Raw genomic sequence first — 26,994 nt, forward strand, 5'->3', positions numbered from 1 at the left:
GGGGGCGCCGGCGGACCCGGCGCCGTCAGACCGGGGAGGCCGCGCGCGCGGCCTCGTCCGCGGCTCCGTCTCCGCTCCCGTGCCCGGCCGCCTCGCGGCTCTTCGCCCGCGCCGCGATGGACAAGACCAGCACGCCGGCGACGGCCGACAGGATCGAGGCCATGAACACGGCGATCTTGGCGGCGGCGAAATCGGCGGGCTCGGCGAAGGCCTGCCCGGCGATGAACAGCGACATGGTGAAGCCGATGCCGGCCAGCATGCCGGCGCCCACGAGCTGGAGCCACGAATAGGCCGCCGGCTTCACGGCGACCCCTGAGCCCACCGCGATGGCGCAGGCCGAGACGATGCCGAGCGGCTTGCCCAGCGCCAGCCCGGCGACGATGGCGAGCATCAGCGTCTCGTGCCCGTGCCAGAGGTCGGGCGTGAGCGCGACGCCGGCATTGGCGAGCGCGAACAGCGGCAGGATGACGTAGCTCGAGCGCATGCTGGCGTGCCGCAGCAGCCGGTCGGCGGGCGATTCCAGCCGGTCGTGGATGGCGTCGAGCGCCCGCATCGCCGGCAGCGAGGGGCCGTGCCGCAGGGCGTCGCCCTGATGCGCCTCGGCGGCGATGATGGTGTCGGCCTGGAGCGTGAGCGCGCGCAGGTTCGCCGGCGGGCGGGTCGGGATGGCGAGGGCGAGGATGACCCCCGCCAGCGTCGCGTGCAGTCCGCTCGCATGGACGCACGCCCACAGCGCGACGCCGACCAGCACATAGGGCGAGACGCGGTAGACATGGGAACGGCTGAGCCCCCATAGGCACAGCGCGAGCACGAGCGCGGCGGCCATGTAGTCCAGCCGCAACTCGCCCGAATAGAACAGCGCGACCACCGCGATCGAGCCGATGTCGTCGACGATGGCGGCGGCGGTGAGGAAGATGCGCAGCTCGACCGGCACCCGCCGCCCCAGCATAACGATCAGCGCCACGGCGAAGGCCGTATCGGTCGCCATCGGCACGCCCCAGCCATGGGCCCAGGAACCGTCGGGGATGACCATCCGGTAGATCAGCGCCGGGGCGACCATGCCGCCGATGGCGCCGGCGATCGGCAGCGCCGCCGTGCTCACGCTGGCGAGGCGCCCGACCGTCATCTCGCGCTTGATCTCCAGCCCGACGACGAGGAAGAAGATCGTCAGCAGGCCGTCATTGATCCAGTGCAGCAGCGACATGCGGAACGCGGCATCGCCCACCAGCAGGCCGAGCTCCTGGTGCAGCAGGTTCTCGAAGCCCGGGCCGAGCGGCGAATTGGTGAGGATGACCGCGAGGATCGTTGCCACCAGCAGCAGGATGCCGGCCGAGGGGCCCCAGCTCGCGAAGTCGATCGCCGCCGACTGCACCCGGTGGCCGAGCCGCCCGAGCATCGCGTCCGCCAGCGAACTCTCGTCCCACGGACCGTCATAGCGGCGCCCGTTGATGAAGAAGGTAGGGGTGAAGCGCACGCCGCTCGCCTGCGCGCTCGCCGTGTCCGCCGCGACCCGGGCCTTGGCGCGCCCTTCCTCCTCCGCCGAGCGGCGCGGGTCCTCGCTCGTCAGGCCCAGATCGGCGGCGACCGCGACCAGGTCTTCCTCGGTCAGCGTCGCCGAGCGCGTCATCAGCTTCACATGGGCGTGCCAGAAGCGCTCGGCGTCGCCCGCGCGCTCCACCAGCTCGGCGGCGCGGCGGGCGATGTCGCTGCCGGTGAGCGGGCGGTGGCGGAAGACGTAGCGCACCCGCTCGCCGAAATGATCGCGCACATGGGCGATCTCCTCATTGGCGGCGCGGCAATAGGGGCAGGCATAGCTGCCATATTCGACCAGCGTCATCTCGGCGCGCTCCGAGCCGAGCACGTGGTCGAGGCTCTCGTCCACCGGCCGGTCCAGCCGGTTCGCGGATTCTGGCTGCATCATCGGCCGACCGGACTTTCCTGTTGCCCTTCCCGAAGCGTCGTCAGCGCGCCGCCGCCAGGCTCGCGAGCCAACCATGGATGGCGTGCACCACCACCGAGCCCTCGCCGACGCTGGAGGCGACGCGCTTGACCGAATCCGCCCGCACGTCGCCGACCGCGAACACGCCGGGAATGCTCGTCGCGTGCTGGGCCACGCCGACCCGGTCGTCATGGACGTAGCCGGTCTTCACGAAGCCCTTGTCGTCGAGCGCGACGCAGCCGCTGAGCCAGTCGGAGTTCGGCTCCGCGCCGATCATCTGGAACAGGTTCGAAACCTGCCGCTCGGTCTCGGCGCCGCCGCGCTCGCGCCAGCGCACGGCCTCCAGGCACTCCTCGCCGATGAGCGCGGTGATCTCGCAGCGCGGGTGCAGCGTGATGGCCGAGGATTCGACGATCCGCCGCACCAGATAGTCCGACATGGTGTCGGTGAGCCCCTCGCCGCGCACCAGTATGTGGACGTGGCTGGCCTTGCCGGAGAGGAAGATGGCGGCCTGGCCGGCCGAATTGCCGCCGCCGACCACCACCACCTCGCTGTCGACGCACAGCCGGCCTTCCAGCGAGGTCGCGGCGTAATGCACGCCCTGGCCCTCGAAGCGGGCGAGGTCGGGCACGTCGAGCCGCCGGTAGCGCGCGCCGGTGGCGACCACGATGGTGCGCGCGGCGATGGTCTCGGTGCCGTCGAGGCTCACCCGGTAGGGGAAGTCGCTGCAGTCGAGGCTGGTCGCCGCCTTGGCGACGACCAGGCGGGCGCCGAACTTCTGCGCCTGCACCTGCGCCCGGCCGGCCAGTGCCTGCCCGGAAATGCCGGTCGGGAAGCCGAGATAGTTCTCGATGCGCGAGCTGCTGCCGGCCTGCCCGCCCGGGCCGACCGCCTCGATGACGATGGTGTCGAGCCCTTCGGAGGCCGCGTAGACCGCGGCGGCGAGGCCGGCCGGGCCGGCGCCGACGACCGCAACGTCGTAGACATGGTCCGGGTCGAGCTCCTCGGTGATGCCGAGCGCGTCGGCCAGCGCACGGTTGGTGGGATGCTCCAGAACCTGCTCGCCGCTGAGGATGACGACCGGCAGCGCGCCGGGGCCGAGATGGAAGGATTCGATCGCCTGCTGGGCGCTGGCGTCGTGGTCGATGTCGATCACGCGGTGCGGGTAGCCGTTGCGGGTGAGGAAGCTCTGGATCCGCAGCGCGCTCGCCGAATGGCCGCTGCCGAGCACCACCGTGCCGCCCTCGGCGTGCTGGATCAGGCCGACGCGGCGCAGGATGAAGGCGCGCAGGATGATCTCGCCGATATCCGGCTCGGCGCTCACCATCCGCCGGAACGCGTCCCGCGTCACACGGATCACCCGCGTCGGGCGGGCGGCGCGGGCGCACACCAGCACGGCGCGGCCGGTGAGGTGGTTGAGCTCGCCGGTGAACTCGCCCGGCTCGTGGGTGATGATGAGCACGTGCCCGTCGCGGCCGTCGCTCTCCAGTATGTCGACCGCGCCGTCGAGGATGAGGAAAAAGTCGACGCCGCGGTCGCCGACCTCGAACAGGTAGTCGCCGCCGTCGAAGCTCGCCGGCTCGCCGTAGCGCGAAATGCGTTCGACCATGGCGGGAGGCAGCTTCGGGAAGGTCTGGCCCGGCCGGTCATAGGGATCTGTTGGCATGCCGCCGTCGCCGGCGGGGCCGCGCCGGTCAGGTGGGGAGATGTTCATCGGACGTCTCCTGTTGCTGGCGGGATGATCGCACGAATGGGCATGTCGACGAAGGCGGTGCCGGCGGGGAAAACCGGGCCGGCGGCCGGAGCGCCGGCGGATGCTGCCAGCAGATCGCGGCCCCTGTCCAACGGCGTTTTCGCTGCCGCACCCGCCAGGGCAGGGCGGCCTCGTCGAGGCGGGCATAGTCGGTGTAGCCCTCGGCGCCGCCGCCGTAATAGGTCGCCCGGTCGGCCTCGGCGAGCGCTGCGTCGCGGCGCAGCCGCTCCACCAGGTCGGGATTGCCGATGAAGGGCCGGCCGAAGGCCACCATGTCGGCATAGCCCGAGGCGAGCGCGTCGATCGCGAGGCGCCGGTCATAGCCGTTATTGGCGATGTATTTTCCGCCGAACGCCGCGTGCAGCGCCTTGAAGTCGAACGCGTCCGCCGCGTTCGGTCCGCGCGTCTGGCCCTCGACGCAGTGCAGATAGGCGAGGCCGAGCGTGCCGAGCTCGCGCGCCAGATGCCCGTAGGTTGCCTGCGGCGTGCTGTCGAGCGGCGTGTCGCCGGCCGAGCGGGTGAGCGGGGAGAGCCGCACGCCCACCCGGTCGGCGTCCCAGATCTGGGCGACGCCGGTGACGACCTCGATGGCGAGCCGGGTGCGGTTCTCGATCGGGCCGCCATAGGCGTCGGTGCGCCGGTTGGTGCTGTCGCGGATGAACTGGTCGAGCAGGTAGCCGTTCGCCGCGTGCACCTCGACGCCGTCGAAGCCGGCCTCCTTCGCCAGCCGCGCCGTAGCCGCGGCCTTGGCGCGAGATGTTGGTGGCCTCGGTGATGATGAGGCCGGCCGAGGCGCGCTGGCGGTAATAGTCGGCGGCGAGCGGCGAATGCACCCCGTCCATGCCGGCACGCGAGCGCGTCAGCGGGGCCATGGCGATGCGGTTCGCGACCTCGATGGCGCCGATCCGCGTCGGCGAGAAAAGGGCGGCGACGTCGGGCATGTCGGGCTTCCTTGTCGTGGGCGAGGTGCTGCGGCACGAGGCGGAGCGGCCGCCGCGCGCGCAGCCTAGCGCGCCGCGCGGCGCGCGCCCGTCAATCCTGGTGAAAACCGGTAAAGGCGAAGGCGGGCGAACCGTCCCTCGCCACCCGGCGCAGCTTTCAATTTTACCAATTTTAACTCGCGGGGGTCGGGGGCGAATACTAACATTCCCCTGCGTACGTCATACCGTTAGGCAGTGTTCAGGAGAGGAGCCTCCCGATGGCCTTTTCGCTCAATGTAAACGGCAGGAACTATGCGGTCGACGTCGACGCCGACACACCGCTGCTGTGGGTGCTGCGCGACGTCATCGGCCTGACCGGCACGAAGTTCGGCTGCGGCGTCGCCCAGTGCGGGGCCTGCACCATCCATCTCGACGGGCAGGCGGTGCGCTCCTGCGTGACGGCGGTCGAGAGCGCGGGCACCTCCCCGATCACGACCATCGAGGCGATCGGCGACACGCCGACCGGCCACCGCGTGCAGCAGGCCTGGCTCGAGCAGGAGGTCGTCCAGTGCGGCTACTGCCAGTCCGGCCAGATCATGTCCGCCACCGCGCTGCTGAACGAGAACCCGGCGCCGGAGGACGAGGACATCGACGCCGTCATGGCCGGCAATATCTGCCGCTGCGGCACCTATCCGCGCATCCGCGCCGCCATCAAGAGCGCGGCGGCGGGCGTACCGGCCGGCAAGGGAGGCTGAGATGGGTATTCTCGCCCGGGCCAACGATCTGCGGCTCTCGCGCCGCTCCTTCGTGGTGTCGGCGCTGTTCGCCGGCGGCAGCCTCATCATCGCGCCGCGGCTGATCGGGACGGCGCAGGCCGCCGAGACGGCCGAACTCAACGCCTTCATCCGCATCCCGCCGGCCGGCCCCATCGAGCTTGTCATCGCCTCGGTGGAGATGGGGCAGGGCGTCTATATGGGCCTGTCGACCCTGCTCGCCGAGGAGCTGGAGGTCGGGCTCGACCAGATCGTCGCCGTGCCGGCGCCCGCCAATCCCGCGCTCTACGCCCACCCGGTGCTGCGCGACCAGATCACCGGCGGCTCGGTGAGCATTCGCGGCTTCTGGGAGCCGATGCGCAAGGCCGGCGCGACCGGGCGCCTGATGCTGGTCGCGGCGGCCGCCGACACATGGGGCGTGCCGGCGGCGAGCTGCCGCGCCGAGGCGGGCGAGGTGATCCACGAGGCAAGCGGGCGGCGCCTCGCCTATGGCGAGCTGGCGCAGAAGGCGGCCAGCATGCCGCTCCCGCAGGACGTACCGCTGAAGCCGGCGAGCGCGTTCCGGCTGATCGGCAAGCAGGCCCGGCGCATCGACACGCCGGCCAAGGTCGACGGCACCGCCCGGTTCGGGCTCGACGCCCGGCCGCCGGGCGTCGCCTTCGCCGCCATCAGCATCTGCCCGACCTTCGGCGGCACGCTCGCCTCGGTCGACGACGCGGAGGCGCTGAAGGTGCGGGGCGTGCGAAAGGTGGTCCGGCTGAGCGATGCGGTGGCGGTGGTGGCCGACCATACCGGCGCCGCGCGCAAGGGGCTGGCGGCGCTGCGCATCGACTGGGATCGCGGCGCCAATGCGAACCTCACCACGCACGAGCTGGAGCGCCGCGCCGAGGCCGCCATGGCGGGCGACGCGCTGGTGGCGGTGAACGAGGGCAATGTCGAGGCGGCGACCGGCGGGCCGGTCGTCGAGGCCGTCTACCGCATGCCGATCCTGCCGCACACGACCATGGAGCCGATGAACTGCACGGTGCATGTGCGCCCCGATTCCTGCGAGGTGTGGGTCGGCACGCAGGTCGCCGGCCGCGCCCGCCAGACCGCCGCCGAGGTGACCGGCCTTCCGGCCGAGAAGGTGACGGTCCACAACCACCTGCTCGGTGGCGGCTTCGGCCGCCGGCTCGATCATGACGGCGTGACCATGGCGGTACGGGTGGCGCAGCAGGTCGAGGGGCCGGTCCAGGTGGTGTGGAGCCGGGAGGAGGACGTGCGGCACGATTCCTACCGCTACCTCAACCTCAGCCGGATCGACATCCGGCTCGGGCCGGACGGCATGCCGGTGGCGCTGCGCCACCGCGTTGTGGGGCCGGCCATCATGGCCCGCTTCCTGCCGATCTTCTTCAAGGACGGGGTCGACTTCGACATCATCGACGCCGCCGAAAGCCCCTACGCCATCCCGAACAAGCGGGTCGAGTTCGCCCGCCACGAGGCGCCGGAGGGCATGCTCACCGGCAACTGGCGCGGGGTCGGCCCGACCCGCAACGCGCCCGCCATCGAGGGCGGGATCGACGAGGCGGCCCATCTCGCCGGCATCGATCCGGTGGAGTACCGGCGCCGGCTGCTCTCCGGCAATCCGCGCCTGCTGGCGGCGCTCGAGCTCGCCGCCGGCAGGGCCGGCTGGGGCGGGGAACTCGGGCCGCGGCACGGGCGCGGCGTCGCGGTGATGGCGGCCTTCGGCAGCTTCGCCGCCACCATCGCACAGGTCCATGTCGGCCCGGACGGGGCGCTGAAGGTGGAGCGCATCGTCTGCGCCGTCGATTGCGGGCAGGTGGTCAATCCCGAGGTGCTGCACCAGCAGGTGGAGAGCGGCATCGTCTACGGGCTCAGCGCAGCGCTCTACGGGCGGCTCACCATCGAGCAGGGCGCGGTTGTCGAGAGCAATTTCGACGACCAGCCGGTGCTGCGCATCAACGAATGTCCCGAGATCGAGGTCCATGTCATCGAGAGCGGGGAGGCGCCGGGGGGCATCGGCGAGCTCGGCACGCCGGGCGTGGCGCCGGCGCTGATGAACGCGATCTTCGCGGTGACCGGCAAGCGGCTGCGCTCGCTGCCGATCGACACCGCCGAACTCAGCGGGAGCTGACCATGCGGGGGCAACAGCTGCGCGAAGCCGGCCGTGCCGCGCTGGTGGCGCTGGTCGCGGGAGCGGCGATCACCGGCATGATCGCGGTCGCCAGCGGCTCATCGGGCGACCCGGCGGCCTCGGGCGGCGGGGCGCTGAAGAGCGTCGCCGAGTTCCGCTCCATCGCCGCCACCGATGCGCGCTCGCGGGCGCTGTTCACCGAGGCCGCGCGGGTCATCACCGATCCGCGCTGCATGAACTGCCATCCGGCCACCCGCAGCCCGACCCAGGGCGACGACCTGCACCCGCACATGCCGCCGATCCAGGCGAGCGAGAGCGGCATGGGCGTCGCCGGGCTGAACTGCCATTCCTGCCACCGGTTCGAGAACACGACCTTGCCGGGCACCCGGGTCGGCTCGGTGCCGGGCGCCGAGCAGTGGCTGCTGGCGCCGGCGAGCATGGCCTGGCAGGGGCTGACGCTCGGCGAGATCTGCCGCCAGATCAAGGACCCGGCGCGCAATGGCGGGCGCTCGCTCGCCGACATCCTCAAGCATATGGGCACCGACCATCTGGTCGGCTGGGCCTGGCACCCGGGCGCGGGACGCGAGCCGGCGCCGGGCACGCAGGAGGCGTTCGGCGCGCTGATCGAGGCCTGGATCGCGACCGGGGCGCACTGCCCCTCGTGACGCTCCGGCCCGTCAGGCGCCGCTCAACGCGCGGCGATAGGCGCCGCGCCCCATGAACATGACGAGCGCGGAAAGCGGCGCCAGCAACCCCGCGACGACGGCGAGCGAATGGCCGATCTCCTCGCGGCGCACGAAGACGTGGTCGGTCAGCAGCGCCACCAGCAGCGGGCCGAAGGTCAGGCCGAGCACGCCGATGACGAGGTAGTAGACCGCCGCCGTCCGTCCGTGCAGGCGCGGCGGCGCGACGTCCTGGATGGCGCCGATCAGCAGGCCGACCGGCAGCGAATAGCAGGCCCATGCGAGGGCGAGGAAGGCGAGCGCGGTGCCGGCCTGCGGCGCCAGGAAGCCCGCCACCGCGAGCGGCGCCACCAGCACGATGGCCGGCAGCGCGATATCGATATTGGCGGTGGCAAGCCCACGTCCGCGGGCGCGGCTCGCCAGCGCGCCGCCGGCGAAGGAGCCCAGCACGCCGGCGACGAGCAGGACGAGGCCGAACTTCAGGCCGGTCTCGGCGGCGCTCCAGCCGAAGCGGCGGATGAAGAAGGCGGGGATCCAGGCCAGCAGGCCGAAGGCGATGGCCCCGTAGAGCGCGATCGCGCCGTACTGGCAGGCGAAGAAGCGACGATGGGCGGCGAGGCAGCCGAGCAGCGTGACGGTCTGCGGGCGATCGGCGAATTGCGGCTCGGCGCGGCGGGCCGGCTCGCGCAGGATGGCCATCAGCAGCGGCACGATCAGCCCAGCGAGGCCGACGATGATGAAGGTGGCCTGCCAGGAGCGCACGATGCCAAAGAGCGGCAACTCGATCTGTGGCGCCTGCTCCACCGCACGGATGACGGCTCCGCCGCCGATCAGCGCCAGCCCCGAGCCGATCGAGGCGGCGCCGACATAGACGCCGAGCGGCAGGGAGCGCCGCTCGGGCGGGAAGGAATCGCCGATCATCGACACCGCGGCGGGCGACAGCGAGGCTTCGCCTGCCCCGACCCCGACCCGGGCGAGGAACAGCCGGCCGAACGAGCCGGCGAGGCCGCAGGCGACGGTCGACAGGCACCAGGCGGTGGCGCCGGCCACCACGATCCATTTGCGCGAGGCGCGGTCCACCAGCCAGCCGAAGGGCAGGCCCATGGTCGAGTAGAAGATCGAGAAGGCCAGCCCCTGCAGCAGCGAGAGCTCGGTGTCGCTGAGCGCGAGGTCCGCCTTTATCGGCTCGACCAGCAGGCTGATGACCATGCGGTCGACGAAGGACACCGTGTAGGCCAGGGTCAGCAGCAGGACCATCGTCCAGGCGCGGGCGCGGGACGGCAGGGCGTGGTCGGGCGTCATCGCATTCCTTCCGCCGGCGGGCCGGTGGCAGGCGTGCGGCCTGCGCGCTCCTGTGCTCGCCGGGCCGTTCAGGCCGAGGCGGTCTGCTGGCCCCGCTTGCCCATGCTTTCGCGCAGGCGCTCGCGCGCGGCGGCGAGGTCCGCGAAGTCGTATTCGCCGGCTGAGCGGGCGTGGCAGGCCTCGAGCACCTCGACCGCCTCGCCGAGCCGGCACTCGGCCTCGAGCTTGGCGGCGAGGGCGAGAGCGGCGCGCACCTCGAGCGACAGCGCGCCGATCTCCTGTGCCGCGCGGATGGCCTTGGCCATGAGCCGTTCGGCCTCCTCCGGCCGGCCGGCGCGCAGATGGACCAGCCCGTCGAGGCGCAGCACCTCGGCGAGGCACCACATCTCGCTCTGCGCCTGCACGCTCGCCCGCGCGTCCCTGACCGCGCCGCGCGCCTCCTCGATCTCGCCGGCGGCGAGCAGGGTCTCGGCGAGCATGCAGTGATACATCGGCGCGCGCACCACGAACCGCCCGGCGATCAGTTCGGCGAGCCGCGCCTTCATCTCGGCGACCCCGCCCGGCGCGCCCTGCCGGGCCCTGAGCGCGCTGCGGAAGAAGCGGCCGAGCGGGCTCCAGACGGCGATGTTCTCGCGCCGGAGATTATCCTCCAGCATGGCCTGGAACCGGGCCGCGCCATCCTCGTCGCCCGACCACAGGGCGATCGGTATCGCGCCGAACGCCAGCGCGTTCGACTGCGAGACGATGTGGCCGATGGCCTCGGCGCGGTCCACCGCGTCCTCGGCGACGCGCGCCGCCCGCGCCGGCCCGCCGGTGAGCCAGAGCAGGAAGGCGAGCGAGCAGCCGATCGCCACCAGCCGGTCGAGCTGGAACCGGGCGATGCGCGCGCGCTCCTTGGGCTGGCGATAGTAGGCGGCGAGCCGGTCGAGCCGCAGCCGGGCGCTGGCGAGCCGGCCGATATAGGTCTCGGCCATGGCCAGCACCCGCTCGCCCTCATGGATGGCGGACCAGTCGGCATGCGCCTCGGCGAGCTCCATGAGTTCGCCGAGCCGCCCGATCGCTTCCAGCGGGCGGCCGGTGAAGACGAGATAGATCGACAGCCCCCACAGGCCGCGAAGCTGGTATTCGAGACTGTCCGCCTCCACCCCCAGCCGGTAGCAGTCGAGCCAGGCGGCCTCGGTCTCGGGCACCAGCGTCTGGGCGAAGTTCATGCCGGAGGCGCGGGCGCCGGCGAGCTTCATCTTGAGCTCGGCCGGGCAGTCGCCGATCTCGCGGACCGCGAGCAGGGCGCTGTCGACGCGGGCGCGGGCCTCGGCCACCGAGGAGAGCTCGTCCCACAGCGGGATGGCGGCGGCGGTGAGGCGGACGCCGAGCATGCGGATGCCCGACAGCCCGTCCCCGCCGGCGCCGGTCCCGCCCTTCGGGCCGAACGCCCAGGCCATCACCTTGCGCAGGTCGTCGATCCGCCCGGCATATTCGGCCAGCCATTCCTGCTTCTCGCGCCACGACCATTGCTCGTCGGCGCGCTCGAACAGGGAGAGCACGTGCCGGGCGTAGCGGGCCATTGCCCGGTCCTGCTCGCCTGCCGCGGCCAGCCGCTCGCCCGCATAGGCGCGGGTGCTGTCGAGCAGGCGGTAGTGCAGCGCGCCGTCGCGATACTCGACCGCCACCAGCGAGCGCGCCGTCAGCCGCTCGATGGCGTCGATCGCCTGAGCCGGCGCGAGGCCGGCGGCTTCGGCCACCGCGATCGCGTCCTGCAGGTGGAACACGCCGGCGAAGACCGAGAGGAGGCGCAGCAGCGTCGCTTCGTCGTCGGAGAGCAGGCGGTAGCTCCAGTCGAGCGTGGCGAGCAGCGTCTGCTGGCGCAGCGGCGCCTGGCGCGGGCCGTTGCTGAGAAGCTGGAAGCGCTGCTCCAGCATCTGCAGCAGGGTCGCGACGTCATAGGCGCCGGTCTTGCTGGCGGCGAGCTCGATCGCCAGCGCGATGCCGTCGAGCCGCTGGCAGATGGCCGACACCAGCGGGGCGTCGGCATCGGTGAGCGCGTAGTCGCAGCGCTCCCGGGCGCGGGTGACGAACAGGCGGATGGCGGGAAATTCCAGCGCCTGCTCCGCCGTCATGGCCCGGCCCGGGGCAGGCACTTCGAGGGTCGGCAGGCGGTGCACATATTCGGGCGCGATGCGCAGCGGCTCGCGGCTGGTGGCGAGCACGGTGAGCAGCGGCAGCGCCGTCGTCAGCCGCTCGACCGTCGCGGCGACGGCGGGGGCGAGGTGCTCGCAATTGTCGAGCAGCAGCAGGACGCGCCGCTCGTGCAGCGCGTCGATGATCCCCGCGAGCCCGTCGTCGGCGGCCTGCCGCGCGCCGATGCCGGCCGCGATCGCCGCCGGCACATATTGCGGGTCGTCTATGGTCGACAGGTCGACGAATGAGATGCCGTCGGCAAAGCCGGCCCGCGCCTCATGGGCGACGGCGACTGCGACCGTGGTCTTGCCCACCCCGCCGGGCCCCACGATGCTGAGGCAGCGCGCGCCGGCGAGCCGGTCGGCCAGCCGCGCGATCTCCTGCCGGCGCCCGATCAGGGGGCGCTGCGCGGGCAGGGTCCTCGAATGGACCGACACGGCGGGGGAAATTGGCGGCGAGGGTTCGGCGGGCGGCGCTACCGGCTCGACCGCGACCGGGACGACGAAGCGGTAGCCGCGGCCGGGCACGGTGGCGATATAGGACGCATCGGAGGCGTCGCTTTCGGTCCCGGCCAGCACGCGGCGCAGCGCGGCGACGTTCACCTTGAGGTTGCCCTCGTGAACGAAGGTGTCCGGCCAGCCGAACTCCAGCAGCTCCTTCTTGCTGACCAGATCGCCGGAGCGGCGCACGAGCAGGGTGAGAAGGTCGAAGGCGCGGGCGCCGATGCGCACCGGCACGCCGTCGCGGCTCAGGCTCTGGCGGCTGGGATGCAGTCGGTACGGGCCGAAGATGAGCGCGCGATCGTCCGGTTCCGTCGGCTGTGGTCCCATGCCTGCAACCGCCTCGCAGCCTTCACGCGACTGGCCACGATGGCCTTTTCCCAAAGTCCATCAGCTCCGCGCATCGGCTCGATCCATGGGCAAAAAGCATGCCTTATGGCGGGAGATGGCGCAAGGTTACCCCAACGAGGGCGGGCAGTCGGCGGGCCCGTCGCGGGGCATGAGGCGAGGGGCCGGGCGAGGGGGAGGCGCGCACCTCGTTTTGTCGGGCCGCCGGCACCACGCCGCCACCGCCGAGCTCGGGACCTTCCCGGTCGACGTGTCGGATCGCGAGGGGCTGGACGCGCTCGTCGAGGCGGTGGAGGAGCGCTTCGGCGGCGGCGAGTGCTGATGGCCAATGCCGCCATCGCCCCCGCCGGCACCATCGTTGAGAACCATCCGGCGCTGTCGCACGGACACCCCGACTACGCCGAGGTCCTCGCCGCCTTCGCCGCCGGCCTGTGCCGCCGGATCGGAGGCGCCGACCTCCCGCGCCACCTCCTCCTGCGTCACGTGATGCCGCCGGGCCATACCCGTCCCATTGCGTGAGCGCGCCATATTGCCGGATGGCCGGCGGGCCGGTACGAAGCGGCATCGAGTCCGACCACGGCGACGAAAGTTTCTTCCGCCCTGCCCTGGCCGAAGGGAGGCGTTCCGGCCCGGCCGGGGCGCCGGGAGAAAGCCATGCGCGCGCTCTGGCCGGTCCGCCGATGCACAAGCCGCTAGTCCGCTCCGAGCCGACGGACGCCGCCGTCGCATCGCCCGCCGCCCGCCCGCCCGGGCCGGCCGCCGGCACCCGGCTGAAGGCGGTGATCGTCGCCTGCGCCATCTTCATGTCGAACCTCGACGGCACCGCCGTGGTGACGGCGCTGCCCTCCATGGCGCGCGACCTCGCGCTGCCGCCGCTCCATCTCAGCGGCGCGATCACGGCCTATCTGGTGGCGCTGACCGTCTCGGTGCCGGTGAGCGGCTGGCTGGCCGACCGGTTCGGCGCCAAGCGGCTCTTCATCACCGCGATCATCTGCTTCACCATCGCCTCTGCCCTGTGCAGCACCGCCAACGGCCTCGCCGAGATCATCCTGTTCCGCTCGCTCCAAGGCGTGGGCGGAGCGATGATGATCCCGATCGGCCGGCTGCTGGTGCTGCGCGACGTGCCGCGCGAGGAATTCCTCACCGCTACCACCTGGCTCACCACGCCGGCGCTGGTGGGGCCGGTGATGGGGCCGCTGATCGGCGGCTTCCTGACCGACCTGATCTCCTGGCGCGCGGTGTTCTGGATCAACATCCCGATCGGCATCGCCGGCATCGCCATGGTCGCGCGCTACATACGCGACGTGCCGACCAAAAGGCCGCCGCCGCTCGACGTCACCGGCATGGTGCTGGTGGCGGTCTCGCTGGCGGCCATTGTCGGCGGGCTGGAGACGATCGGGCGCGGGCTGGTGCCGGCCGCGGTGCCGGCGGCCTGCCTCGCCGGCGGCGTGATGCTGGCGCTCGTGCTGGTGCGCCATTCCCGCCGCCACCCGCACCCTCTGATCGATCTCGACATACTGCGCATCCCGACCTTCGGGGCCACGATGCTGGCGGGCTGCTTCGTGCGCATCGGCATGGCCTCGGTGCCGTTCCTGATCCCGCTGTCGATGCAGATCGGCTTCGGCCTCTCGGCGACGCGCAGCGGCGGCGTGCTGCTGGCGAGCGCGCTCGGCGCGTTCATGACCAAGCCGATGGTGCGGTTCGCGATCCGGGTGCTCAACATGCGCCACGTGCTGATGGTGAACACGTTCGTCTATGCCGCCTCGATCGCCAGCTTCTCGCTGCTCGAGCCCGGCTGGGCGATGCCGGCGGTGTTCCTGCTCGTGCTGTTCAACGGGGTGACCCGCACCATCTCGCTCACCACCATGGGGGCGCTGGCGCTGGTCGACGTGCCCTCGGAGCGGATGTCGGCGGCGACGCCTATCTTCGCCACCGCCCAGCAATTGCCGCAGGCGCTCGGCGTGGCGGTGATCGCCGGCACGCTGCAGTTCGCGGTGATGCTCTCGGGCAGCGCGAGCGCGGGGCTGCCGCAGTTCCATGTCGGCTTTCTGGTGGCGGCGGCCGGCGTGCTGCTCGCCGTGCCCTGCTTCGCCCGCCTGCCGCACGACGCCGGCGAGGGGATGTAGCCCCTGCCGGCGCGGGCTTGCCGCCCCTAGCCCTGCTTGGCCTCGACCATGGAGCGCACGGCGTCGTGCAGGCCCGCGCGCGAGCCGTCGCGCCAGTAGAACATGTGGCCGCCGGGGAAAAGCTCTAGCCGCACCCGGGAGGGGTCGCCGAGGGCGGGAAGCTGGTCGAGCAGGAGCCGGCTCTCGAAATAGGGCGTGACCAGATCGGTGAAGCCGTGCGCCACGATCACCTGCACCCGCGGGTCGAGCGCGAGCACGTCGCGCAGTTCGCTCATGGATTCGCGGTCGCCGCGCCCCTCGCCATAGTCCCAGCGATGGCTGACCTGGTCGTTGAGCAGGAAGTAGCGCCCCTCCAGCTGCCACTTCAGGTCGTTGGCGTAATAGTCGAGCATGGCGCTGGTGAGCGGCGCCGTGAGCGCGTCGAGCACCGCGTCCGGCGCGCGGTCGCGGGCGGAGTCCGGGTCGGGATCGAGCGCGGCGACGTTGCTGTCATAGGGGCTCGCGACCATCTGCCGGTCGCGGTCGATCTCGCGCAGGAAGGTGCGGGTGTCGACCTTGCCGCCGAGCCGCTCGATGACGTCCCGGTCGAGCCCGGTCAGCGCCGCCACCCGGTCGGTCATGCGCGCGACCGCCTGCCGGTCGCGCGGCCCCTTCATGAGGTCGGCGAGATAGTCGCCGGTGGCGTAGCTCTCGGCCGCGTGCAGCGCGTCGGGCGAGAGCTTGCCCTCGCGCTCCAGCCGCGTCGCCGCCATGCTGGGCAGCGGCACCACCCATTTCAGCGGAGAGGAGCGGCTGTCGCGCTCATAGGTGAAGTCGAGCACCGGCGAGAGCATCACCAGCCCGGAGACGCCGATGCCGTCGCCGGTCTGCAGTTCGCGGGCGATCTTCGGCACGCGGAAGCCGCCATAGCTCTCGCCGACGAGGAATTTGGGCGAGGCCAGCCGGTTGTTCTGCCGCAGCCAGTTGGTGACGACCCGCGCGAGCGACTTGTAGTCGCCCTCGACCGACCAGAGCAGCTTGCGGTCCTCGTCGCGGTCGGAAGCGAAGCGGCTGAAGCCGGTGCCCACCGGATCGACGAAGACGAGGTCGGTGAAGTCGAGCCAGCTCTGCACATTGTCGACGAGCAGCGGCGGGCTCGAGGGGGAATCGCCCTGTCCGCCCGCCCGCAGCCGCCGGGGACCCATCATGCCGAGATTGAGATAGGCCGAGGCCGCCCCCGGCCCGCCATTGAAGGCGAAGGTGACGGGGCGCGACGCGGGGGCCTCGTCCGGGGCGCGGTCGAGCACATAGGCCACATAGGCGATGTCGGCGAGCTTGCGCCCGCTGGTGTCGCGCACCGGCAGCGAGCCGGCGGTCGCGGTGTAGCGCAGCGTGCGATCGCCCAGCACCAGCTCGTGCCGGGTAACCGAATCGGCCGGCAGCGACAGGCCGGCGGAAGGGCCTGCCTTCCGCGCATCCTGCTCCGCGCCAGAGCTCGGCCCATGACGGGGCGGGGCGTCCTGCGACCAGGCGCCGTTCAGGGGAGCGAGCGCGGCCGCGGCGATGAGCGCGACGCGGGCGAGGGTCAGAGACGCATGAAACCGCATGGGAACCTCGATGCCAGTCCGGTCGGCCTGCATAGGGCGGCAACAAGGCGAGAATGAATGAGCCAAGCCTCATTCGCGTCGCGAGGGCGCCGGCTCACGCACTCGTCATGTTGCCTTGGCCATAAATGACCATCTTAATCGGCGCCAACGACGGAGGAACCGGGATGTCATTCTACCGAGGCATGAGCTGCGAGAACGTCACTCTCGCCGGTGACGGGGGCACCCCGATCACAGCCTATGTCGCCCGCCCCGAGGGAGAGGGGCCTTTCCCCGCCGTGGTGCTGGTGCATCACCTGCCCGGCTGGAGCGAGTTCTACATCGAGACCACGCGGCGCTTCGCCCATCACGGCTATCTCGCCATCTGTGCCAATCTCTACGAGCGCGCCGGCGCCGGCGACCCGGACGACGTCGCCGCGCGGGTGCGCGCGGAAGGCGGCGTGCCGGACGCGCAGGTGATCGGCGACACCGCGGCGGCGGTCAAATGGGCGCGTGCGCAGGCGGGGCACAACGGCAAGGTCGGCCTGTTCGGCTCCTGCTCCGGCGGGCGCCACGCCTTCCTCTATGCCTGCCGGAAGGACGATGTCGACGCCTGCGCCGAGCTGTGGGGCGGGCGCGTGGTGATGGCGCCGGAGGAACTGAACGAGAAGACGCCGGTGGCCCCGATCACGCTGACGGCCGGGCTCTCCTGCCCGCTGATCGGCCTGTTCGGCAACGAGGACCGCGCGCCGAGCCCGGAGCAGGTGGACCAGCACGAGGCGGAGCTGAAGAAGAACGGCAAGAGCTACGAGTTCCACCGCTATGACGGCGCCAGCCACGGCTTCTTCTACTGGCACCGGCCGATGTACCGGCCCGAACAGGCGATGGACGGCTGGGGCCGGATCTTCGCGTTCTTCGGCCGGCATCTGGCCGGCTAGCAGTCCTTCGACGAACAGGGAGGTGCAGCATGTGCACGTCGATCGTTGAGATCATCGGCGCGGACGGTATGGCCAAGCGCGGCGAGGAGTGGTTCGCGCTGACGCAGGCGGTGGTCGCCTACGACCATGCGCGCCACGCGCCGCATGCCGACGTCATCACGCTCGATTTCATCAATGCCGGTCTCGATCCTGGCGCGCGGGCAGGCATCGAGCTGACGCTGGAGAGCGCCCGGGAGCTGCTGGCCGCGCTCAACCGGGCGATCACCGCCGCCGATTTCGAGGAGGCGGAAGTGCGCGGCCGGCGGACGCCGGGTCTCGTCGAGGCAGCGTGACGGGCGCCGCCTGCCGGAGCGCGGCGGGCAGGCTCACTCGGGCGTGAACTCGAATTGCGGCAGGTCGAGTGGCGGCGGACCTACTGCTCGCGACCTGGGGCGCCGCCTTCATCGAGGCCCACCGCGCCGCCCGGCAGGGGCGCGATCCCGGGCAGGCGCAGGCGCTGTTCCTCGCCATCGTCGACCGGGGGACGGCCGGCGTGACGGCGGCGATGGCCGGCACACCCTACGCCTGACCGGCGCTCTCCGCCTCCCGCACCCGCGCGCCGAGCTTCAGGAAGCTGCGCAGCGAACGCTCGAGGAGGGCGGGCGACAGGCCCTGCACGATGAAGACGAGCAGCGACTGGCGTGCCTCGCCCGGCCAGCGCTCGAGATGCTCGGCCGGATGTAGCAGGGCGTGGACGCCGTGCACCACCACCGGCGTCGGCGAGCCCTCGACGTTCAAGAGCGCCTTGAGCCGCAGGATCTTCTCGCCGTGGCGCTCGACCAGCAGGCTGAGCCACAGGCCGAAGGCGGTCCATTCGACCGGCTCGTCCAGCGTGACCACCAGCGTACGCACTTCGTCCGCCTCCGCACCGTCCTCGCCATGGAACCGGGCGAGGCGCGCGCGGGCGATCTCCGGCGCCGGGCCGGTGCGCAGCCGGGCGCGGGCGGAGAGGGCGGCGTCGAGCCATTGCCGCGCCTCGGCGCTGCGCTCGGCCGGATCGGCGCTGCCGATCCCCGCCAGCACGTCCGGCCCGGCGGCGCCCTGCACCGTGCGCTCGATGCGCGCATGCGGGTTCAGCGCGGCGACGTGCTCATGGGCGCGCGCGCACTGGTCCTCGTCGGCGATGTCGACCTTGGTCAGGAGCACGCGGTCGGCCAGCGCCACCTGCTTGCGGCTCTCGGCGAAGCGTCCGAGGCTGGTCGGCGCGTTCACGGCGTCGACCGTCGCCACCACGCTGCCGATGCGCATGTGATGGCGCAGCATGGCGTCGTTCATCACCGTCGCCATCACCGGCGCGGGGTCGGCAAGGCCGGTCGTCTCGATGATCACGCGGTCGAAGCGGGGAACCTCGCCGCGCGCGCGGCGGGCGTGGAGGTTGCGGAGGCCCGTGCGCAGGTCCTCCTGCAGCGTGCAGCAGATGCAGCCGCTTTCCATCAGCACGGTGGAGGGGTCGAGCCGCTCCACCAGGAGATGGTCGAGGCCGACCTCGCCGAACTCGTTGATCAGCACCGCGGCGCGGGCGAAGGCCGGATGCGCCAGCACATGGCGCAGCAGCGTGGTCTTGCCGCTGCCGAGGAAGCCGGTGACGATATTCACCGGGATCGGCGCCTCATCCATCCAGCGCCTCCAGCAGCGCCGGGTCGAGCGGGTCGAGCGGCCGGCCGGTCACCGCCTGCACCCGGACCCACAGCTCGCCGAGGTCGGCGGCGATCTCCACCCGGCCGGTCGGGCCGGTGACAGTGAAGGAGGTGCCCTGCCAGTCGCGCACGGTGACGCGGTGGCGGCGCAGGATCTCGTTGGCGAGCGCGACCGAGCGCTGGCGCGCCTGGCGGCGCAGCCACGGGCGCGCGGTGCCCGAAGCGTCGCGCCCGCCTATGCCTTCGCTCCAGTGGGCGGCGCCGCCCAGCACGCCGCACAGGCCGCACATGACGCGCTTACCGGCGCGGCGAGCGGCGGGCGAAATCGTCCGCGATCGCGTCGAAGGTGGTGAAGCGCACGCCCTCATGCGAACTGATATGGGCGAAGAGCCGCTCCAGCATCATCAGCACCTGCGGGCGGCCGGAGACGTCGGGATGCACCGTCATGGTGAAGACCGCATAGTCGTGCTCGCGATAGACCCAGTCGAACTGGTCGCGCCACATCTGCTCGATGTCGCGCGGGTTCACGAAGCCATGGCTGTTGGGCGACTTCTTGATGAACATCATCGGCGGCAGGTCGTCGAGATACCAGCTCGCGGGGATCTCGATCAGGTCGGTCTCGGTGCCGCGCACCAGCGGCTTCATCCAGGCCGAGGGATGCTTGGAATAGTCGATCTTGGTCCAGCTGTCGCCGACGCGCACATAGTAGGGCTGGAAGTCGTGGTGCATCAGGCTGTGGTCGTACTTGATGCCCTTCTTCAGCAGCAGCTCGTTGGTGACGGCGCTGAACTCCCACCACGGCGCGACATAGCCGGTCGGCCGCTTGCCGGTGACCTCGGTGATGAGGGCGATGCAGTGGTCGAGCACCGTCTCCTCCTGCTCCGGGGTCATGGCGATCGGGTTCTCGTGGCTGTAGCCGTGCACGCCGATCTCGTGGCCGGCCTCGGCCACCGCCTTGATCTGCTCGGGGAAGGTCTCGATCGAATGGCCCGGCACGAAGAAGGTGGTCTTGATGCCGAGGCGCTCGAACAGCTTGAGCATGCGCGGGACGCCGACCTCGCCGGCGAACAGGCCGCGCGAGATGTCGTCGGGCGAATCCTCGCCGCCATAGGAGCCGAGCCAGCCGGCAACCGCGTCCACGTCGACGCCGAAAGCACACAGGATTTCCTTCGCCATTTGCTCCTCCTCGGATGCGGGTTCAGTCTGCGACGCGGCCGACGGCCGCGACGATCTCGTCCATTGCCGCTCCGGCCCCGACCAGGACCGAAAGCAGAATGCGTGCCTTGATGCCGCTGAGGTCGCCGGCGAAGATCGCGCCGGCCTGCGCGACGTCCTTGCCCCCGCCATTGCCGTAGATCGGCTCGACCCGCCCCTGCGGGCAGCGCGAGGTGATGAGCACCGGAAGGCCGTCGGCGACGCAGGCGCGGATGCCTTCCAGCGCGCCGGGCGTCACGTTTCCGCGGCCGAACGCCTCGACCACGATGCCCCGGGCGCCGGCGTCGCGCGCGGCGTGGAAGAAGCCGGGGCCGCAGCCCATGGCGAGCCTCACGAGCTCGATCGCGGGCTCGACCCGCTCGACGTCGAACGGCGCACGCGCGCGTGGCGTGCGGTAGATGAGGATGCGGTCACCGTCGACGTCGCCGAGCTTGCCGTGCTCGGCCGACTGGAAGGTGCCGACCCGGGAGGTGTGGGTCTTGGTGACGTCGCGCGCGGCGTGGAACTCCTCGTCGAAGGCGATCATCGTCCCGAAACCGCGCAGGCGCGGATCGGCCGCGAGGCGGATCGCGGCGGCGAGGTTGCGCGGACCGTCGCGGTCGGGCTCCTCGGCGAGCCGCTGCGCCCCGGTGAACACGACCGGCTTGTCCGAGCGCACCGTCAGCTCGGCCATGAAGGCGCTTTCCTCCATCGTGTCGGTGCCGTGGGTGACGACCATGCCCGAGACGTCCGGCGCGCGCAGCGCCTCGTCCGCGGCCCGGGCGAGGCGGAAGGCGTCGTCGAGCCCGAGCGCGTAGCTGCCGTGATTGAAGAGCTGGACCACCTCGATATCGAGCCCGTCCGGCAGGCCGTGGAGATCGGCGACGAGCTCGGCACCGCCGGCCACCGCACGGATGTCGCCATGCTCCGGGTCGTGGCGGGAGGCGATGGTGCCTCCCGTGCTCAGGACCACGACTTTCGCCATGTCGAAGGCACTCCCGTCGACGTCGCGGCCGCGCCGCGCATGGACCCCGAGGCCGGGACGGCGGACGCCTCGCGGCGCCCGTCCTTCCCGTCCTATTCCTGGAACGCCGCCTCGCGCCGGCGCCGCACCGAGGGCGCCGCCACCACCACCAGCAGGATCAGCGCCGCCGCCAGCAGTGCCGCGCTCAGCGGCTCGGTGATGAAAATCGCGGCGTCGCCGCGCGACAGCAGCAGCGCGCGGCGCAGGTTCTCCTCCATCAGCGGGCCGAGGATGAAGCCGAGCAGCAGCGGCGCCGGCTCGCAGCCGACCTTGGCGAAGCCGTAGCCCACCGCCCCGAACACCGCCGCGAACAGGAGGTCGTTGGGCTCGTGGTTGATGCTGTACACGCCGATGCAGCAGAACAGCAGGATGGCGGGGAACAGCATGCGGTAGGGCACGCGCAGCAGCCGGATCCAGATGCCGATCAGCGGCAAATTGAGGATGACGAGGATGATGTTGCCGATCCACAGGCTGGCGATCAGCCCCCAGAACAGGCGCGGATCGGAGTTCATCACCTGCGGGCCCGGGGTGATGCCCTGGATGGTCAGCGCGCCGAGCATCAGCGCCATCACCGCGTTGGGCGGGATGCCGAGGGTGAGCAGCGGCACCATGGAGGTCTGCGCGCCGGCATTATTGGCCGATTCCGGCGCCGCCACGCCCTCGATGGCGCCGCGGCCGAAGCGGCTCGGGTCGCGGGCGATCTTCTTCTCCACCGTGTAGGAGGCGAAGGAGGCGAGCAGCGCGCCGCCGCCCGGCAGCACGCCGAGCAGCGAGCCGAGGAAAGTGCCGCGCACGATCGCCCCCGCCGCCTGGCGGATGTCGTCCCGGCTCGGCAGCACCCGGCCGAGGCGGGAGGTGAAGACCTCGCGCTTCTCGCCCTGTGCGAGGTTGGCGAGGATCTCGGCGAAGGCGAACAGGCCGACCGCGATGATGACGAAGTCGATGCCGTCGGACAGCGACAGGATGTCGAAGGTGAAGCGGCGCATGCCGGTGTTGAGGTCGGTGCCGACCGTGCCCAGCAGCACGCCGAGTATAACCATGCCGACCGCCTTCAGCAGCGAGCCGCTGGCGAGCACCACGGCGCTGATGAGGCCGAGCACCATCATCGAGAAATAGTCGGTCGGCCCGACGCTGAGCGCCACCTTCGACAGCAGCGGGGCGAACAGGAACATGACCAGCGCCGCCACGCAGCCGGCGAAGAACGAGCCGATGGCGGAGATGCCGAGCGCCGGCCCGGCCCGTCCCTGTCGCGCCATCTGGTAGCCGTCGATGCAGGTGACGACCGAGGTGGATTCGCCGGGAAGGTTGACCAGGATGGCGGAGACCGACCCGCCGTACTGGGCGCCGTAATAGATGCCCGCCAGCATGATGAGCGAGGTTTCCGGCGGCAGGTTGAAGGTCAGCGGCAGCAGCATCGCGATGGTCGGCACCGGGCCGAGCCCGGGCAGGACGCCGATCAGCGTGCCGAGCAGGCAGCCGACGAAGCAATAGGCGATGTTCATCGGCGTGAGCGCGACCGTCATGCCGAGAACGAGGTGGGAGAGCGCGTCCATCACGTCACCACGCCGGCCAGAGCGGCAGGTGCATGCCGAGCGCCCAGTCGAAGACGGCGACCGAGAACACCGCCAGGGCGAGGGTGAGGGCGGCAACCTCGCGCAGGCGGAACTCGTGGCCGGCGCAGGCGCCCACGACCGTGAGGACGACGATGGCGGGCACCAGCCCGCCGCTCGTCACCGCGAGCGCGAACAGGGCGACGGCGACGAGCACGAGGAACGGGCGCAGCGCGGTGCCGGTGATCTTCTCGCCGTCGGCGATCAGCCCGCGCAGCGTGACCAGCGCGCCGATGCCGCACAGCAGGAAGCTTAGAAGGTCCGGGAAGAATCCCGGGCCCATCGACGTGGCGGTGCCGGTCGGATAGTCCCGTCCGATCCACAGGGCGGCGATGCCGACGCCGAGGAACATCAGCCCGGCCCAGGTATCCTGCCTTCTGAAAGCGCGTTGCAACATTCGTCCACCTCTGGTTCTCGGTGCTGTCCGCCGGGTCCGCGCATCACTGACGGATGCTTTGTGCGGGGCGGTCCGGTTGTCGAAAAAGCTTCCTCGCTAGCCTTCGTCCCCCGCGAGCAGGATGCGCGCGTCGACGACCGCGCAGCCCTCGGCATTGACGATGACCGGGTTGAGGTCGATCTCGACGAAGTCCGGCGCGGACATCGCCAGCGCCGACACCTCAAGCAAGAGTTCGACCAGTCCCTCCCGGTCGACCGGCGCCATGCCGCGCGCGCCTTCCAGCAGCGCCCGGCCGCGGATCTGGTCCAGCATCTCGCGGGCGTCGGAACGGCTGACGGGCAGGGTGCGGAACACCACGTCCTTCATGATCTCGACGAACACGCCGCCGAGGCCGAACATCAGCAGGCGGCCGAACTGGGGATCCTCGGTCACGCCGATCACCACCTCGACCCCCTTGCCCGCCATCGGGGTAACGAGCACGCCGGCGATGTCGGCATCGGGGCAGGTGGCGCCGATATGGGCGAGCAGCGCAGCGCTCTCGGCCTCGATCGCAGCAGCGCCGGAAATGCCGAGCCGCACGCCGCCGACGTCGGATTTGTGCAGGATGTCGCGCGAGACGATCTTGAGCGCGACCGGGCCGGCGAGGAGCGCGGCCGGCAGGCGCGCGGCCTCCGCGGGTGCGCGCAGCAGCGCGAAAGGCGGGATGGCGACGCCCGCGCCGGCGAGGGCCTGCATCGCCTCCGGCTCCAGCAGCGCGCTGCGGCCCTCGGTGCGGGCGGTGGCGGCAAGCTGCGCCGCCTCCGCGCTCGCCGGCGGGGGCGCGCCGGCCTCGTCCACCGGCGCCGTCGAGACCTCGTGGAAGCGCTGCGCGGCGGCGAGGGCAGCGGCGGCGATCTCGATCGAGCGGACGACGACGATGCCCCCTTCGCGCAGGATCGCGATCGCCTCGGTCGGGAACTCGGCATAGTGGCACTGCACCACGACCGGCTTGCCGTGTTCCCGGGCGAGGGCGACGAGCTGGCGGGCCGCCTCGTTCTCGATCTCGCGCAGCGAGGCGCCGTAGCGCACCTGGTAGCCGCCGAAATAGCCGACGATCAGCAGCGCATCCACGGCCGGGTCGGCGAGGATCTCGCGGCTGCACGCCGGCATGTAGCGCGGATGGGGATCGGTGCCGCCGCCGGCGTCGATCGGGTTGGAAAGCTGCGAGGCGTTGGGCGTGATCTTTTGCAGCGCCGCCACGGTCGCTTCCGCCAGCGGCGGCAGGTCGAGGCCGCGCTCGGCCAGCGCGTCGGCCGCCTGCGAGATCGGGCCGCCGCCTTCCGACAGCACGGCGACGCCGCGGGTCGGGCGCCCGCCGGTGCGCGAGACGAGGTCGGCGACGACGAACATCTCGTCGGAGCGCTCGACCTGGATCACGCCGGCCTGCCGCAGCGCGGCGCTGGCGGCGACGTAGTTGCCGGCGAGCGAGCCCGAATGCGAGCGCGCCGCGCCCTCGCCCTGGTCGGTGCGCCCCGCCTTGTAGAGGACGACCGGCTTGCGGCGGGCGACCTCGCGCGCCGCCTCGAGGAAGGCGCGCCCGTCCTTGAAGCCCTCGGCATAGACGATGACCGCCTTGGTGTTGGGGTCGTCGCCGAAGAAGCGCAGATATTCGTGGAACCGGATGTCGCCCTCATTGCCGACGCCGACGAAGGTGCTGAAGCCGGCATGGCCGTTCTGGTGGCTCTGGGCGAGCAGCGACAGCGCGACGTTACCCGACTGCGACAGCACGCCGAGCCCGCCCGCGTAGACGCTGGGCCAGCCGGTCAGGTTGAGGCCGGTATGGCCGTCGAACATGCCGTTGGTGTTGGGCCCGATCAGCCGGACATTGCCCGTGCGGGCGGCGGCGAGCGTGCGGGCCTCGAGCTCGGCGCCGGCCGGGCCCGCCTCGCTGAAGCCGCCCGCGAGCACCAGCGCCCCGTGCACGCTGCGCTCGCCGCATAGGGCGATCACCTCGGGGGCGACGCGCGCGGGCGTGCACACCATGGCGAGGTCGATCTCCCCCGGCGCGGCGGCGAGGTCGGGGTAGCAGGGGAGGCCGAGGATCTCGGTCTCCTTCGGGTTGATCGGCAGGATGGTGCCGGCATAGCCGCAGTCGAGCAGGGTCTGGATCGCCCGATTGCCGCGCTTGGAGGGATCGCGCGAGGCGCCGATGATGGCGACCGAGCGCGGCTTGAGGAAGTCGAGGGCGGCGGGCATGTCGGCTCCGGCTTGGGTAACGATCGAGGGGGCCTTTGCGAGCGCCGTGCTCATGTCATCGTCCTCGTGAAGCGCACCGTCTGGGCGCGGGCGTCGTGGTCGGTGACGACGTTGACGAGGGCGGTGCGCCCCTGCGCGACGGCGGCGGCGGCGCGCTCCAGAGCCGGGCGGATGTCCTCGGGGCGCTCGACATATTCGCCGACGCAGTCGAGCGCCTCGGCGAAGTCGTGGAAGCGGGTGTAGCCGAGGTCGCGGCCGGGCTTGATGCGCTCGGGGTCGGCGGTCCAGCCGCCATTGAGGCTGATGACCACGATCACCGGCAGCTTGTGGCGCACGGCGGTGTCGAGCTCCATGCCGTTCATGCCGAACGAGCCGTCGCCGTGCAGCACCAGCACCGGCGCGTCCGGCTTGGCCGCCTTGGCGCCGAGGCCGAAGGGCAGGCCGACGCCCATGGTGCCGAAGGTTCCCGAATTGAGGCGGTGGCGGGCGACATAGGTCGGGATCGACTGGCGGCCGTAATTGAGGATCTCCTGGCCGTCCACGGCGAGGATGGCGTCGCGGGGCAGGAAGTCGCGGATCTCCTTGCACAGGCGCAGCGGGTGGATCGGCACCTGGTCGGTCGCGAGCTGGGCCTCGAACTTCGCCGCCTTCTCCTCCTCGACGGCGGACAGGCGTTCGATCCAGGCGCCGTAGCGCGCGGCGGCGACCCGCTCGCCGGCGCCGTCGATGAGCTGGCCGAGCACGGTGTGCGCATCGCCGACGATGCCGAGCTCCACCTGCGGGGTGGAGGCGATCTCGCCGGGATCGATGTCGATGCGGATCAGCTTCGCGTCACGGGCGAAGCGCGGCGCCTGGCCCTGGCCGAACACGTAGTTCAGCCGCGTGCCGACCACCAGCACCACGTCGGCCTCGCGCAGCGCGGTCGAACGGGCATTGGGGAACAGGCCGGGGTGATCCTCCGGCACCACGCCGCGTCCCTGCGGGGTGGTGTAGAGCGGCATGCCGGTATGGGCGACCCATTCGGCGAGCCTGTCCGACGCGTCCGACCAGAGCACGCCGCTGCCGGAGATGACGACCGGGCGCTGCGCCCCGGCGAGAAGGTCGAGCGCCTGTGCCACCAGCGTCGGATCGCCGGCCGGGCGGCTGCGATGGCCGTCGGGCGGGATCTTCGGCCATACCACCTTCGCCTCGTCGACCTCGGCGTAGAGGATGTCGCTCGGGAAATCGAGATAGACCGGGCCGGGCTTGCCGCTCAGCGCCTGGCGGAAGGCGAGGTTCACGATCTCGGGGATGCGGTGCGCCTCGTAGACCCGGTCGGCCCATTTCACCAGCGGGCGCATGGCGGCGAGCTGGTCGAACTCCTGGAACGCGCCGCGGCCATATTCGCCGATCGGGCTGGAGCCGCCGAGGGCCACCACCGGCACGCCGTCGACCAGAGCGGTGGCGAGGCCGGTGCCGAAATTAAGCGTGCCCGGGCCCGAGCAGGCCATGCACACGCCGGGGCGGTTGGCGACGCGCGCATAGGCATGGGCCATCATCGCCGCCGCCTGCTCGTGGCGCACGTCGATGCCGCGAATGCCGAGATTGATCGCCGCCTTCTCGCCGGACGACATCGGCGCGCCCATGATGAAGAAGAAGGTGTCGACGCCCTGCTGCTTGAGGGCCTGCCCGAGCAGGTCGTGTCCCATCACGCCCATGAGGA

General features: G+C 71.6%; 22 protein-coding genes and 1 pseudogene. 9 read left to right on the plus strand and 14 right to left on the minus strand.

The annotated features are described in order from the left end of the window. Window positions 1-25: 25 nt before the first annotated feature. The 3 genes and pseudogenes from nhaA to NVS83_RS12635 form a co-directional block, all read right to left on the minus strand. Window positions 26-1,921 (minus strand): Na+/H+ antiporter NhaA, encoded by a 1,896-nt coding sequence (nhaA, locus tag NVS83_RS12625; RefSeq protein WP_258739610.1) that lies wholly within the window; start codon window positions 1,919-1,921, stop codon window positions 26-28. Between the two features lie 40 nt (window positions 1,922-1,961). After that, on the minus strand, window positions 1,962-3,653 hold the full coding sequence (locus tag NVS83_RS12630) for an FAD-dependent oxidoreductase (RefSeq protein ID WP_258739611.1): 1,692 nt from the start codon (window positions 3,651-3,653) through the stop codon (window positions 1,962-1,964). Between the two features lie 166 nt (window positions 3,654-3,819). Beyond that, a pseudogene (locus NVS83_RS12635) lies at window positions 3,820-4,633 on the minus strand (oxidoreductase); the annotation flags it as partial. 257 nt (window positions 4,634-4,890) lie between these two features. Here NVS83_RS12635 and NVS83_RS12640 point away from each other — a divergent pair. From NVS83_RS12640 to NVS83_RS12650, 3 genes are read left to right on the plus strand one after another with little or no spacing between them, the layout of a single operon-like run. After that, window positions 4,891-5,367, plus strand: a complete 477-nt coding sequence (locus NVS83_RS12640) for a (2Fe-2S)-binding protein (RefSeq protein WP_258739612.1) — start codon at window positions 4,891-4,893, stop codon at window positions 5,365-5,367. 1 nt (window position 5,368) lies between these two features. Next, window positions 5,369-7,519: a xanthine dehydrogenase family protein molybdopterin-binding subunit gene (locus tag NVS83_RS12645; protein WP_258739613.1), complete on the plus strand. Its 2,151-nt coding sequence runs from the start codon at window positions 5,369-5,371 to the stop codon at window positions 7,517-7,519. A 2-nt stretch (window positions 7,520-7,521) separates the two neighbouring features. Continuing rightward, window positions 7,522-8,184 carry an Isoquinoline 1-oxidoreductase subunit gene (locus tag NVS83_RS12650; protein ID WP_258734842.1) on the plus strand — a complete coding sequence of 221 codons (663 nt, stop codon included), beginning with the start codon at window positions 7,522-7,524 and terminating at the stop codon, window positions 8,182-8,184. 12 nt (window positions 8,185-8,196) lie between these two features. On the opposite strand, the gene NVS83_RS12655 is transcribed toward NVS83_RS12650, so the two are convergent. Together NVS83_RS12655 and NVS83_RS12660 are read right to left on the minus strand one after the other, a co-directional pair. Next, complete coding sequence (locus NVS83_RS12655; RefSeq protein WP_258739614.1) at window positions 8,197-9,504, minus strand: MFS transporter; 1,308 nt, start codon at window positions 9,502-9,504, stop codon at window positions 8,197-8,199. Between the two features lie 68 nt (window positions 9,505-9,572). Continuing rightward, window positions 9,573-12,512 (minus strand): ATP-binding protein, encoded by a 2,940-nt coding sequence (locus NVS83_RS12660; RefSeq protein ID WP_258739616.1) that lies wholly within the window; start codon window positions 12,510-12,512, stop codon window positions 9,573-9,575. A gap of 211 nt (window positions 12,513-12,723) precedes the next feature. Between NVS83_RS12660 and NVS83_RS12665 the strand changes: the two genes are divergently transcribed. The 3 genes from NVS83_RS12665 (at window position 12,724) to NVS83_RS12675 (ending at window position 14,656) form a co-directional block, all read left to right on the plus strand. Next, complete coding sequence (locus NVS83_RS12665) at window positions 12,724-12,852, plus strand: SDR family oxidoreductase (protein WP_258739617.1); 129 nt, start codon at window positions 12,724-12,726, stop codon at window positions 12,850-12,852. Next, complete coding sequence (locus tag NVS83_RS12670; RefSeq protein ID WP_258739618.1) at window positions 12,852-13,049, plus strand: hypothetical protein; 198 nt, start codon at window positions 12,852-12,854, stop codon at window positions 13,047-13,049. Before NVS83_RS12665 ends, NVS83_RS12670 begins: the two co-directional genes overlap by 1 nt. Before the next feature lie 161 nt (window positions 13,050-13,210). Further along, a complete protein-coding gene (locus NVS83_RS12675; RefSeq protein WP_258739619.1) occupies window positions 13,211-14,656 on the plus strand; it encodes an MFS transporter in 1,446 nt (481 codons plus the stop codon). A 26-nt stretch (window positions 14,657-14,682) separates the two neighbouring features. Here NVS83_RS12675 and NVS83_RS12680 read toward each other — a convergent pair whose 3' ends face one another. Then, window positions 14,683-16,242 (minus strand): S10 family peptidase, encoded by a 1,560-nt coding sequence (locus NVS83_RS12680; protein WP_258739620.1) that lies wholly within the window; start codon window positions 16,240-16,242, stop codon window positions 14,683-14,685. A 164-nt stretch (window positions 16,243-16,406) separates the two neighbouring features. On the opposite strand from NVS83_RS12680, the gene NVS83_RS12685 reads away from it, so the two are divergent. From NVS83_RS12685 to NVS83_RS12695, 3 genes are all read left to right on the plus strand, one after another. Further along, on the plus strand, window positions 16,407-17,156 hold the full coding sequence (locus tag NVS83_RS12685) for a dienelactone hydrolase family protein (protein ID WP_258739621.1): 750 nt from the start codon (window positions 16,407-16,409) through the stop codon (window positions 17,154-17,156). A gap of 29 nt (window positions 17,157-17,185) precedes the next feature. Beyond that, entirely contained in the window at window positions 17,186-17,488 is a 303-nt protein-coding gene (locus NVS83_RS12690; protein WP_258739622.1) for a DUF6295 family protein, read from the plus strand. 68 nt (window positions 17,489-17,556) lie between these two features. After that, window positions 17,557-17,724, plus strand: coding sequence for a hypothetical protein (locus NVS83_RS12695; protein WP_309486194.1), 168 nt, complete (start codon window positions 17,557-17,559; stop codon window positions 17,722-17,724). Here the strand turns inward: NVS83_RS12695 and NVS83_RS12700 are convergent. The 8 genes from NVS83_RS12700 to NVS83_RS12735 all read right to left on the minus strand — a co-directional run bounded on the left by NVS83_RS12700 (window position 17,715) and on the right by NVS83_RS12735 (window position 26,989). Further along, window positions 17,715-18,812 carry a CobW family GTP-binding protein gene (locus NVS83_RS12700; RefSeq protein WP_258739623.1) on the minus strand — a complete coding sequence of 366 codons (1,098 nt, stop codon included), beginning with the start codon at window positions 18,810-18,812 and terminating at the stop codon, window positions 17,715-17,717. The two genes, NVS83_RS12695 and NVS83_RS12700, sit on opposite strands and share 10 nt — an antisense overlap. Further along, window positions 18,805-19,122, minus strand: coding sequence for a hypothetical protein (locus NVS83_RS12705; RefSeq protein WP_258739624.1), 318 nt, complete (start codon window positions 19,120-19,122; stop codon window positions 18,805-18,807). The genes NVS83_RS12700 and NVS83_RS12705 overlap by 8 nt, the downstream gene beginning before the upstream one ends. A 7-nt stretch (window positions 19,123-19,129) precedes the next feature. Beyond that, a complete protein-coding gene (locus NVS83_RS12710; RefSeq protein WP_258739625.1) occupies window positions 19,130-20,008 on the minus strand; it encodes a polysaccharide deacetylase family protein in 879 nt (292 codons plus the stop codon). A 22-nt stretch (window positions 20,009-20,030) separates the two neighbouring features. After that, window positions 20,031-21,011 (minus strand): asparaginase, encoded by a 981-nt coding sequence (locus tag NVS83_RS12715; RefSeq protein ID WP_258739626.1) that lies wholly within the window; start codon window positions 21,009-21,011, stop codon window positions 20,031-20,033. A gap of 92 nt (window positions 21,012-21,103) precedes the next feature. Then, on the minus strand, window positions 21,104-22,603 hold the full coding sequence (locus NVS83_RS12720) for a tripartite tricarboxylate transporter permease (protein ID WP_258734856.1): 1,500 nt from the start codon (window positions 22,601-22,603) through the stop codon (window positions 21,104-21,106). A 4-nt stretch (window positions 22,604-22,607) separates the two neighbouring features. Then, window positions 22,608-23,057, minus strand: coding sequence for a tripartite tricarboxylate transporter TctB family protein (locus NVS83_RS12725; protein ID WP_258739627.1), 450 nt, complete (start codon window positions 23,055-23,057; stop codon window positions 22,608-22,610). A 96-nt stretch (window positions 23,058-23,153) separates the two neighbouring features. Then, complete coding sequence (locus tag NVS83_RS12730) at window positions 23,154-25,346, minus strand: acetate--CoA ligase family protein (protein WP_258739628.1); 2,193 nt, start codon at window positions 25,344-25,346, stop codon at window positions 23,154-23,156. Beyond that, window positions 25,343-26,989, minus strand: a complete 1,647-nt coding sequence (locus NVS83_RS12735; RefSeq protein WP_258739629.1) for a thiamine pyrophosphate-binding protein — start codon at window positions 26,987-26,989, stop codon at window positions 25,343-25,345. Before NVS83_RS12735 ends, NVS83_RS12730 begins: the two co-directional genes overlap by 4 nt. Window positions 26,990-26,994 lie beyond the last annotated feature (5 nt).

The organism is Ancylobacter mangrovi, assembly GCF_024752335.1.
In the GTDB taxonomy this organism is placed as follows: domain Bacteria; phylum Pseudomonadota; class Alphaproteobacteria; order Rhizobiales; family Xanthobacteraceae; genus Ancylobacter; species Ancylobacter mangrovi.

What these genes read in the sequence shown, in the direction of transcription:
- nhaA (WP_258739610.1), bottom strand. Translation starts at nt 1,921, where the DNA reads ATGATGCAGCCAGAATCCGCGAACCGGCTGGACCGGCCGGTGGACGAG.
- NVS83_RS12630 (WP_258739611.1), bottom strand. Translation starts at nt 3,653, where the DNA reads ATGAACATCTCCCCACCTGACCGGCGCGGCCCCGCCGGCGACGGCGGC.
- NVS83_RS12640 (WP_258739612.1), top strand. Translation starts at nt 4,891, where the DNA reads ATGGCCTTTTCGCTCAATGTAAACGGCAGGAACTATGCGGTCGACGTC.
- NVS83_RS12645 (WP_258739613.1), top strand. Translation starts at nt 5,369, where the DNA reads ATGGGTATTCTCGCCCGGGCCAACGATCTGCGGCTCTCGCGCCGCTCC.
- NVS83_RS12650 (WP_258734842.1), top strand. Translation starts at nt 7,522, where the DNA reads ATGCGGGGGCAACAGCTGCGCGAAGCCGGCCGTGCCGCGCTGGTGGCG.
- NVS83_RS12655 (WP_258739614.1), bottom strand. Translation starts at nt 9,504, where the DNA reads ATGACGCCCGACCACGCCCTGCCGTCCCGCGCCCGCGCCTGGACGATG.
- NVS83_RS12660 (WP_258739616.1), bottom strand. Translation starts at nt 12,512, where the DNA reads ATGGGACCACAGCCGACGGAACCGGACGATCGCGCGCTCATCTTCGGC.
- NVS83_RS12670 (WP_258739618.1), top strand. Translation starts at nt 12,852, where the DNA reads ATGGCCAATGCCGCCATCGCCCCCGCCGGCACCATCGTTGAGAACCAT.
- NVS83_RS12675 (WP_258739619.1), top strand. Translation starts at nt 13,211, where the DNA reads ATGCACAAGCCGCTAGTCCGCTCCGAGCCGACGGACGCCGCCGTCGCA.
- NVS83_RS12680 (WP_258739620.1), bottom strand. Translation starts at nt 16,242, where the DNA reads ATGCGGTTTCATGCGTCTCTGACCCTCGCCCGCGTCGCGCTCATCGCC.
- NVS83_RS12685 (WP_258739621.1), top strand. Translation starts at nt 16,407, where the DNA reads ATGTCATTCTACCGAGGCATGAGCTGCGAGAACGTCACTCTCGCCGGT.
- NVS83_RS12690 (WP_258739622.1), top strand. Translation starts at nt 17,186, where the DNA reads ATGTGCACGTCGATCGTTGAGATCATCGGCGCGGACGGTATGGCCAAG.
- NVS83_RS12700 (WP_258739623.1), bottom strand. Translation starts at nt 18,812, where the DNA reads ATGGATGAGGCGCCGATCCCGGTGAATATCGTCACCGGCTTCCTCGGC.
- NVS83_RS12705 (WP_258739624.1), bottom strand. Translation starts at nt 19,122, where the DNA reads ATGTGCGGCCTGTGCGGCGTGCTGGGCGGCGCCGCCCACTGGAGCGAA.
- NVS83_RS12710 (WP_258739625.1), bottom strand. Translation starts at nt 20,008, where the DNA reads ATGGCGAAGGAAATCCTGTGTGCTTTCGGCGTCGACGTGGACGCGGTT.
- NVS83_RS12715 (WP_258739626.1), bottom strand. Translation starts at nt 21,011, where the DNA reads ATGGCGAAAGTCGTGGTCCTGAGCACGGGAGGCACCATCGCCTCCCGC.
- NVS83_RS12720 (WP_258734856.1), bottom strand. Translation starts at nt 22,603, where the DNA reads ATGGACGCGCTCTCCCACCTCGTTCTCGGCATGACGGTCGCGCTCACG.
- NVS83_RS12725 (WP_258739627.1), bottom strand. Translation starts at nt 23,057, where the DNA reads ATGTTGCAACGCGCTTTCAGAAGGCAGGATACCTGGGCCGGGCTGATG.
- NVS83_RS12730 (WP_258739628.1), bottom strand. Translation starts at nt 25,346, where the DNA reads ATGAGCACGGCGCTCGCAAAGGCCCCCTCGATCGTTACCCAAGCCGGA.
- NVS83_RS12735 (WP_258739629.1), bottom strand. Translation starts at nt 26,989, where the DNA reads ATGGGCGTGATGGGACACGACCTGCTCGGGCAGGCCCTCAAGCAGCAG.